Annotated in this window: 7 protein-coding genes; 2 read left to right on the forward strand and 5 right to left on the reverse strand. The window is 73.1% G+C overall.

Annotated elements, in window-relative coordinates; genetic code table 11:
• Window positions 1–295: 295 nt before the first annotated feature.
• Window positions 296–799, forward strand: coding sequence for a GNAT family N-acetyltransferase (locus tag ACRWNP_RS21220; protein ID WP_431963641.1), 504 nt, complete (start codon window positions 296–298; stop codon window positions 797–799).
• A 416-nt stretch (window positions 800–1,215) separates the two neighbouring features.
• Here ACRWNP_RS21220 and dapD read toward each other — a convergent pair whose 3' ends face one another.
• Entirely contained in the window at window positions 1,216–2,208 is a 993-nt protein-coding gene (dapD, locus tag ACRWNP_RS21225; protein ID WP_431963643.1) for a 2,3,4,5-tetrahydropyridine-2,6-dicarboxylate N-succinyltransferase, read from the reverse strand.
• Window positions 2,209–2,218: 10 nt separating this feature from the next.
• Window positions 2,219–3,472 carry an MFS transporter gene (locus ACRWNP_RS21230; RefSeq protein ID WP_431963645.1) on the reverse strand — a complete coding sequence of 418 codons (1,254 nt, stop codon included), beginning with the start codon at window positions 3,470–3,472 and terminating at the stop codon, window positions 2,219–2,221.
• Window positions 3,473–3,540: 68 nt separating this feature from the next.
• On the opposite strand from ACRWNP_RS21230, the gene ACRWNP_RS21235 reads away from it, so the two are divergent.
• Window positions 3,541–4,428: a winged helix-turn-helix transcriptional regulator gene (locus ACRWNP_RS21235; RefSeq protein WP_431963647.1), complete on the forward strand. Its 888-nt coding sequence runs from the start codon at window positions 3,541–3,543 to the stop codon at window positions 4,426–4,428.
• On the opposite strand, the gene ACRWNP_RS21240 is transcribed toward ACRWNP_RS21235, so the two are convergent.
• From ACRWNP_RS21240 to ACRWNP_RS21250, 3 genes are all read right to left on the reverse strand, one after another.
• Window positions 4,406–5,617 carry an MFS transporter gene (locus ACRWNP_RS21240; protein WP_431963649.1) on the reverse strand — a complete coding sequence of 404 codons (1,212 nt, stop codon included), beginning with the start codon at window positions 5,615–5,617 and terminating at the stop codon, window positions 4,406–4,408. The genes ACRWNP_RS21235 and ACRWNP_RS21240 overlap by 23 nt on opposite strands.
• A gap of 105 nt (window positions 5,618–5,722) precedes the next feature.
• A complete protein-coding gene (locus tag ACRWNP_RS21245; RefSeq protein ID WP_431963651.1) occupies window positions 5,723–6,277 on the reverse strand; it encodes a TetR/AcrR family transcriptional regulator in 555 nt (184 codons plus the stop codon).
• Complete coding sequence (locus tag ACRWNP_RS21250) at window positions 6,277–6,597, reverse strand: DMT family transporter (protein ID WP_431963653.1); 321 nt, start codon at window positions 6,595–6,597, stop codon at window positions 6,277–6,279. The genes ACRWNP_RS21245 and ACRWNP_RS21250 overlap by 1 nt, the downstream gene beginning before the upstream one ends.
• Between the last annotated feature and the right edge of the window lie 200 nt (window positions 6,598–6,797).

Raw genomic sequence — 6,797 nt, forward strand, 5'->3', positions numbered from 1 at the left:
AGCACGTCGTCCGTCTTCCGGCTCGCCCATCTGCTGCCGGTTCCACGCGATGGAGGCCCGCCTCGTCGCCACCGGCAGCCGTGGCCGGTACGGCCGGCGCCCTTCGAGGGCGGCCACACGGCGTACGTCGTGCCCGCGCCGCACGAACCGGCAGGGCGGGACCGCCCGCGAGCCGGTCCGGCGAGGACGCGGTCCACCGGCGGGGCCCGCGCCCGGCGCGCCAGTCCCGCCCCGGCGCGCCCGGCCCGCATACCCTGCGAGGACGTCCGACGTGCCAGGTGGGAAAGGGTGTGGCATGACGTCCGCAGGCGTGCACCTCCGGGAGATCACCGACGACAACCGAAAGGCCGTCCGTGCCCTCCGCGTCCGGCACAAGCAGAAGCAGTTCGTCGCATCCGTGTCCCTGTCGCTGAAGCAGGCGGCGAAGACGCCGGACGCCAACCCCTGGTACCGCGCGGTGTACCGCGGCGACGAGCCGGTCGGCTTCGTGATGCTGTCGTGGAAACCGCCGTCCGGCCCCTACCAGGGGCGGCACTTCATCTGGCGCCTCCTGATCGACAAGCGGCACCAGGGGCACGGCATCGGCCGAGAGGTGCTCACGCAGATCGTCGACCTGGTCCGCGCGGACGGCGCCACCGAGCTGCTGACCAGCTACGAACCCGGCGACGGCGAGCCGTGGCCCTTCTACCGTAAGTTCGGCTTCGAGCCGACCGGCGAGATCGACGACGGCGAGATCGTCCTGCGCCTCCCCCTCCCCGCCACCGACGCCCCGCCCCCGTCACCCGAGAGGTCCTCGTAGGCCCGGGCCCAGGAGGCGCCGTGCCGATGGCCCGTCATGATCCGAGATGACTCGGCGGGCGGCGCGGCAAGCTGCTCCCGCGTTGTCGACAGGCTGCGGCCCCACACCGGCCGCACAGCCGAACTCGCCGCCGCCTGGCTGCTGAAGGCGGCGGAGCGGTGCTCATGGTGGTGCGCCACTTCGACGATACGCGACCCGGAAAGCGTGCCGGGGTTCCGGACAACCCGAACCGCCTCGGCCGGCACCTGGACCGCGAGGTCAGGGACTTCCACGCCGCCGTCGGTGCCGAACTCGGCGTCGGCGCACACGACATGAGCTCCGGCCCGGACGAGGGCCGATGGCCGGACGCCCTCCCGTGCCTCCATCGGTCACGGAAGGACGCTCGTCACGTAGCCGGCCTCACAGCCGCCCGCAGGTCAGTTGTGGCTGTGGAGGATCTCGTTCAGCCCGCCCCACGAGCCCGTGCGCTGAATGACCTCGACCGCGCCGGTGATGGAGTTGCGGCGGAAGAGGAGGTTGTCGGCGCCGGAGAGCTCCTTGGCCTTGACGATGGTCTCGTCGGGGAGGGAGACCCGGGTCCCCGCCGTGACGTAGAGGCCGGCCTCGACGACGCAGTCGTCACCCAGGGAGATGCCGATGCCGGCCTCGGCGCCGAGCAGGCAGCGCTCGCCGATGGAGACGATGGCTTTGCCGCCGCCGGAGAGGGTGCCCATGATCGAGGCGCCACCGCCGATGTCGGAGCCGTCGCCGACGATGACGCCCTGGCTGATGCGGCCCTCGACCATGGAGGTGCCCAGCGTGCCGGCGTTGAAGTTGCAGAAGCCCTCGTGCATCACGGTCGTGCCGGAGGCGAGGTGGGCGCCGAGGCGGACGCGGTCGGCGTCGGCGATGCGGACGCCGGCGGGGACGACGTAGTCCGTCATGCGCGGGAACTTGTCGACGCCGTAGACCGACAGGTGCAGGCCCTCGGCGCGGGCGGCGAGGCGGACGCGCTCGATGTCGCCGGCGGGGACGGGGCCGAGGGAGGTCCAGGCGACGTTGGCCAGGAGGCCGAAGATGCCGTCCAGGTTCTGGCCGTTGGGCTTCACCAGGCGGTGGCTCAGCAGGTGCAGGCGCAGGTAGGCGTCGTGGGCGTCGAGCGGCTTGTCGTCGGTCGAGGCGATGACGGTGCGTACGGCGACGACCTCGACGCCGCGGCGCGGGTCCGGCCCGAGTGCCTTGGGGGCGGCGTCGCCCAGCAACTCGGCGGCCTGGCCGGCGGTGAGCCGTTCGGTCCCGGCGGGGCCGGGCGCCGCCACGAGCTCGGGCGCGGGGAACCATGTGTCGAGGACGGTGCCGTCGCCGGCGATCGTGGCGAGGCCTGCGGCAACGGCACCGGTGGCGCGAGAGGTGGCGGTCGTTTCAGTCATGTGTCGAACGCTAGTCGCTGCGTCCCGCACTTGCCCAACCGGCCCGCCATCCGGAACGTCGCCGCGCCTGGCCCACCACGCCCTCGCCGGCCTCCTCCCCCGCGCCGCCCCGCCACCTCGCGGCGGCCGCCAGCAGCACCGCCCCGCTGAGCGCGGCCAGGACCGCGCAGACCGGCCACAGGGCGCCCGGCGCGGTGTCGTACAGGGCGCCGCCGAGGGGCGGGGCGAGGACGGTGCCGCTGACGGAGGCCCCCGCGTACAGGGACTGGAAGCGGCCCTGCAGGTGGTCCGGGGCGCTGTCGGCCACGTAGGCGGTGGCGGTGGTCTTGTAGAGGATCTCCCCCGCGGTGAGGAGCAGCATCATCGTCACCGCCGTGGCGATGTGCGCGCCGCCGGCCAGTGCCGCGTAGCCGGCGCCGACGAGGACGAGCCCGGTGCCGATGATCGGCAGCGGCGGGCGCCGGCGCAGGGCGACCGTGGCCGGGATCTCCAGGCAGAGGATGACGCCGCCGTTGACGGCGATCAGCCAGCCGTACGCGCCGGTGCCGATGCCGTGGCCGGCGAGCCAGACGGGCAGGGTGGAGTACTGCTGCCGGTAGACGGTGTCGGTGACAAAAATCGTCGCCAGCAGCACCACGACGGAGGGCCTGGCGCGCAGTGCCGCCCACAACCCGTCGGCGCGGGCGGGGCGGAGGGCACGCGTCCGGCGGACGCCCTGGGCGGGCAGCGCGCGGGCGGCGTAGCCCGCGAAGAGCAGCGTGCCGACGCCGTCGGCGACGAAGAGCCAGGTGTACGAGGTGCGGGTGGCCAGGAGGGCGCCGAGCGGCGGCCCCACGGTGAAGCCCGCGTTGGAGGCGAAGCGCAGCACGGCGAAGCCCTGGCGGCGCGCGCCCTCGGGCACGGAGACGGCGACGAGCGCGGAGTTGGCGGCCCGCACGGTGCCGGCCGCGTACTGCGCGAGCAGCAGGACGGGCAGCAGCGCGACGGTGGGCAGGGCGGGCAGCAGGACGAGTCCGGCGCCGGAGACGGCGGACCCGGCGAGCAGGACACGGCGGTGTCCGAGGTGATCGCCGAACCAGCCGCCGGTGAAGTTGCCGGCGACCAGGCCCACTCCGCCCGTCCCGGCGATCAGCCCGGCCTCCGGGACGGGCAGACCGCGCACCGCGGTCAGCCAGACGAAGAGGTAGACGAACGTGAAGCTCACGACCGCGTTCATGAAGACCCCCGCGGCCAGCAACCAGACGACCCTGGGCACCTCGCGCATGCCCTTACCCCCTTCTCCCGCCAGTGAGTTCCTTTTGGAAACTCACCCTCGGCTGGCAGGATAGCGGTATGGCCCGCCGCACAGACCTCGGTGACGCGAACTGCTCCATCGCCCAGTCCCTCGACGTGGTCGGCGACTGGTGGACGCTGCTGATCGTGCGGGACACCGCCCGCGGCGTGGAACGCTTCGACGACCTGCAGCGCGAACTCGGCGTGTCCCGCAAGGTGCTGGCCGAACGGCTGCGCCTGCTGGTCGACGCGGACGTGCTGACCCGCGAGCCCTACCAGGACCGCCCGGTCCGGTACGCGTACCGGCTCACCCCGCGCGGCCGGGCGCTGCTGCCGGTGCTGATCGCCCTTCAGGACTGGGGTGACCAGTGGGTCCTGGGCGACGGCACGACCACCGGCACCGCGGCGGACGGCTCACGGGAGGCCGGGCGCGTGCACGCGCTGACGGGGACCCGCGTGCCCCCGCTGCTGCTCCCCGCCGGACCCGGCGGCGAACTCCGCGACCCGGTGGCCGCGGACCGCCCGTTCACGGTCCTCTACTGCTTCCCCGGCGCCTACGCGCGGCCCGCGTCCTATCCCCCGGGCTGGGGCGACATCCCGGGCGCGGCAGGCTGCACGCTGGAGTCCTGCACCTACCGCGACCGGCTGGCGGAGTTCACCGCGGCGGGCGCGGCCGTGCACGGGGTGAGCGGCCAGCGCCCGGACGAGCAGGCGGAGTTCGCCGAGCGGGAGCGGTTGCGCTTCCCGCTGCTGTCGGACGCGGAGCTGGCCCTGTCCGCGGCACTGCGGCTGCCGACCTTCCGCGCGGGCGGAGCGGTGCGCCTGAAGCGGCTGACCCTGGTGGTCGGCGCGGACCGGGTGGTCCGGCGGGTGCTCTACCCGGTCACGGACATCACGGCGAGCGTGGCGGAGGCCCTCGATGCCGTCAGGACTGTGTCGCGGCCCTGACCGCGTCCGGTTCGGCCGCCGCGTCCCGTACGCCCGGCAGCCGCCGGGCACCGAGCACGGCCGCGCCGGCGACGACGCCGAGGACCGCGCACAGCGGCCACAGCACGCCCGGAGCGGTCTCGTAGAGCACGCCGCCGAGCGGGGCGGCCAGCACCACGCCGCTGATGGAGGCGCCGGCGTACATGCTCTGGAAACGGCCCTGGAGGTGGTCGGGGGCACTGTCGGCGACGTACGCGGTGGACGGCGACTTGTAGAGGATGTCGCCCACGGTCAGCAGGATCATCATCACCACGGCGGTCGCGACGTACCAGCGGCCGGTGGTCAGCGCGGCGAAGCCGAGCCCGACCAGGATCACGCCGAGCCCGATGATCGGCAGCGGGGCGCGCCGGCGCAGGGCGACGGTGACCGGGAGTTCCAGGAGGATGACCAGTGCGCCGTTGATGGCGATCAGGGCTCCGTAGACGCCGGTGCCGATGCCGTGGTCCTTCAGGTACACGGGCAGGGTGGAGTACTGCTGGCGGTAGATGGTGTCGGCGACCAGGATCGCGGCGAGCAGCACCAGGACGGCGGGCCGGGCGCGCAGCGCGGTCCACAGACCGGGCGCGTCCGGCGCGGCGTCGCCCTTGGGCCGGTGGTTGCCGTTCGCCGGCAGGATGAAATGCGCGTAGACGCCGAAGAAGAGCATGCCGAGGCCGTCGGCGACGAACAGCCAGTCGTACGAGACCGTGGTGGCGATCAGCGCGCCGAGCGGCGGGCCGACGGTGACACCGAGGTTCGCCATGAAGCGCAGCAGGGCGAAACCCTGGCGGCGGGAGCCCTCGGGTACGGAGAAGGCGATGAGTGCCGAGTTGGAGGCCCGGGTGACGCCGGTGGCGTACTGGGCGACCGGGAAGACCACCGCGAGGGCGGCGGTCGGCGTCACCGGCAGGGCCGCGAGGCCGAGACCGGACACGACCATGCCCGTGATGAGGGTGCGGCGGTGTCCGAAGCGGTCACCGAACCAGCCGCCGGTGAAATTGCCGGCGACCATGCCGATGCCGCCCACACCTGCGACGAGCCCTGCCTGGGAGGTGCTGAGCCCACGGGGTCCGGTCAGGTAGACGAAGAGGTAGACGAAGGTGAAGCTCACCGCCGCCACGAAGAACATGCCGGTGGCAAGGAGCCACACCACCCTCGGTATGTCCTTCATCGCCTGTTTCATACTGCCCTCCGATCGACGCTCTACAAGAATCGATCACGTGAAGGCGCGAATGCGGCGCGTGAGGATGCCGGATCAGGTCGCGGCCGGTATAGGTCAGCAGTCTCGTCCGGGTTTGCCGATGATCCGCGCGAAGACCTCGCGGGCCTCTTCCCGGTCGATGTCGCGGCCGGTCAGCAGGGCCTGCAGGCACATCCCGTCGGTGAGGGCGGCGAGCGCGCGGGCGGTGACCGGGTCGGTCCACCGGGCCAGGAGGGCGGCCATGTGGTCCACCCACTCCGCGGCGACCGGGCGTACGGCCTCGCGGCGGAGCGCGGCGAGATAGAGCTCGTACTCCAGCTGCGCACGGGGGCGGTCCCGGGAGACCGTCTCCTCGACGAACCGGGCCAGTTCCGCGGCCAGGTCGGCGCCCGGCGAGCCGAGCAGGGCGCGCTCCCCGACCTCACGGAAGAAGGCCTCGTTGCACTGCCGCAGGGCCGCCACCAGCAGGTCGTCGAGGGTGGCGAAGTGGTACGTCGTCGAGCCGAGCGGGACGTCGGCTGCCGCGGCCACCGCCCGGTGACCGAGCCCGGCGATGCCGCGCTCGCCGACCACGCGGATCGCGGCGTCGATGATGCGCTGCCGCCGCTCGGGGTCGTACCGGCGGGCCATCAGTGGGCGCCGCCGAGGTTGAGGACGACCACCCCGGCGATGACCAGGGCGATCCCCGTCAGTTTGGCGGCGGTGGCGGCCTCGCCGAGGAACACCATGCCGATGGCGGCGATCGCGGCCGTGCCGACTCCGGCCCATATCGCGTAGGCGGTGCCCACCGACATCGACTTGAGCGTCTGCGCGAGCAGCGCGAAGGCGATCAGGTAGCCGGCGGTGGTACCGAGGGAGGGCCACAGCCTGGTGAAGCCGTCGCTGTACTTCATGGACGTCGTACCGAGCACTTCGGCGAGGATCGCCCCGCCCAGCAATGCGTATGCCATGCGTACAAGCGTACACATCGATGTGTACGCCCGTACGCATGACGGCTCCCTCACGACCGGCGCGGCCACCACCGCTTCCGGGCGGCGTCGGGCACCGCGACCGGGGTCAGGCCCAGCGAACCGGTCAGGAAGAACTCCCCGTCCACCCAGTGCCCCGGGGCCGGGGTGTCCGTCAACTCCTCGTCGGCCACGGCGACCTC

The sequence above is a fragment of the Actinacidiphila sp. bgisy160 genome (assembly GCF_965342435.1).
Taxonomy (GTDB): Bacteria; Actinomycetota; Actinomycetes; order Streptomycetales; family Streptomycetaceae; genus Actinacidiphila.

Bases quoted from the DNA above. Each gene is read 5' to 3' on its own strand.
- dapD (WP_431963643.1), bottom strand. From the start codon at position 2,208: ATGACTGAAACGACCGCCACCTCTCGCGCCACCGGTGCCGTTGCCGCA.
- ACRWNP_RS21245 (WP_431963651.1), bottom strand. From the start codon at position 6,277: ATGGCCCGCCGGTACGACCCCGAGCGGCGGCAGCGCATCATCGACGCC.
- ACRWNP_RS21220 (WP_431963641.1), top strand. From the start codon at position 296: ATGACGTCCGCAGGCGTGCACCTCCGGGAGATCACCGACGACAACCGA.
- ACRWNP_RS21250 (WP_431963653.1), bottom strand. From the start codon at position 6,597: ATGGCATACGCATTGCTGGGCGGGGCGATCCTCGCCGAAGTGCTCGGT.
- ACRWNP_RS21230 (WP_431963645.1), bottom strand. From the start codon at position 3,472: ATGCGCGAGGTGCCCAGGGTCGTCTGGTTGCTGGCCGCGGGGGTCTTC.
- ACRWNP_RS21235 (WP_431963647.1), top strand. From the start codon at position 3,541: ATGGCCCGCCGCACAGACCTCGGTGACGCGAACTGCTCCATCGCCCAG.
- ACRWNP_RS21240 (WP_431963649.1), bottom strand. From the start codon at position 5,617: ATGAAGGACATACCGAGGGTGGTGTGGCTCCTTGCCACCGGCATGTTC.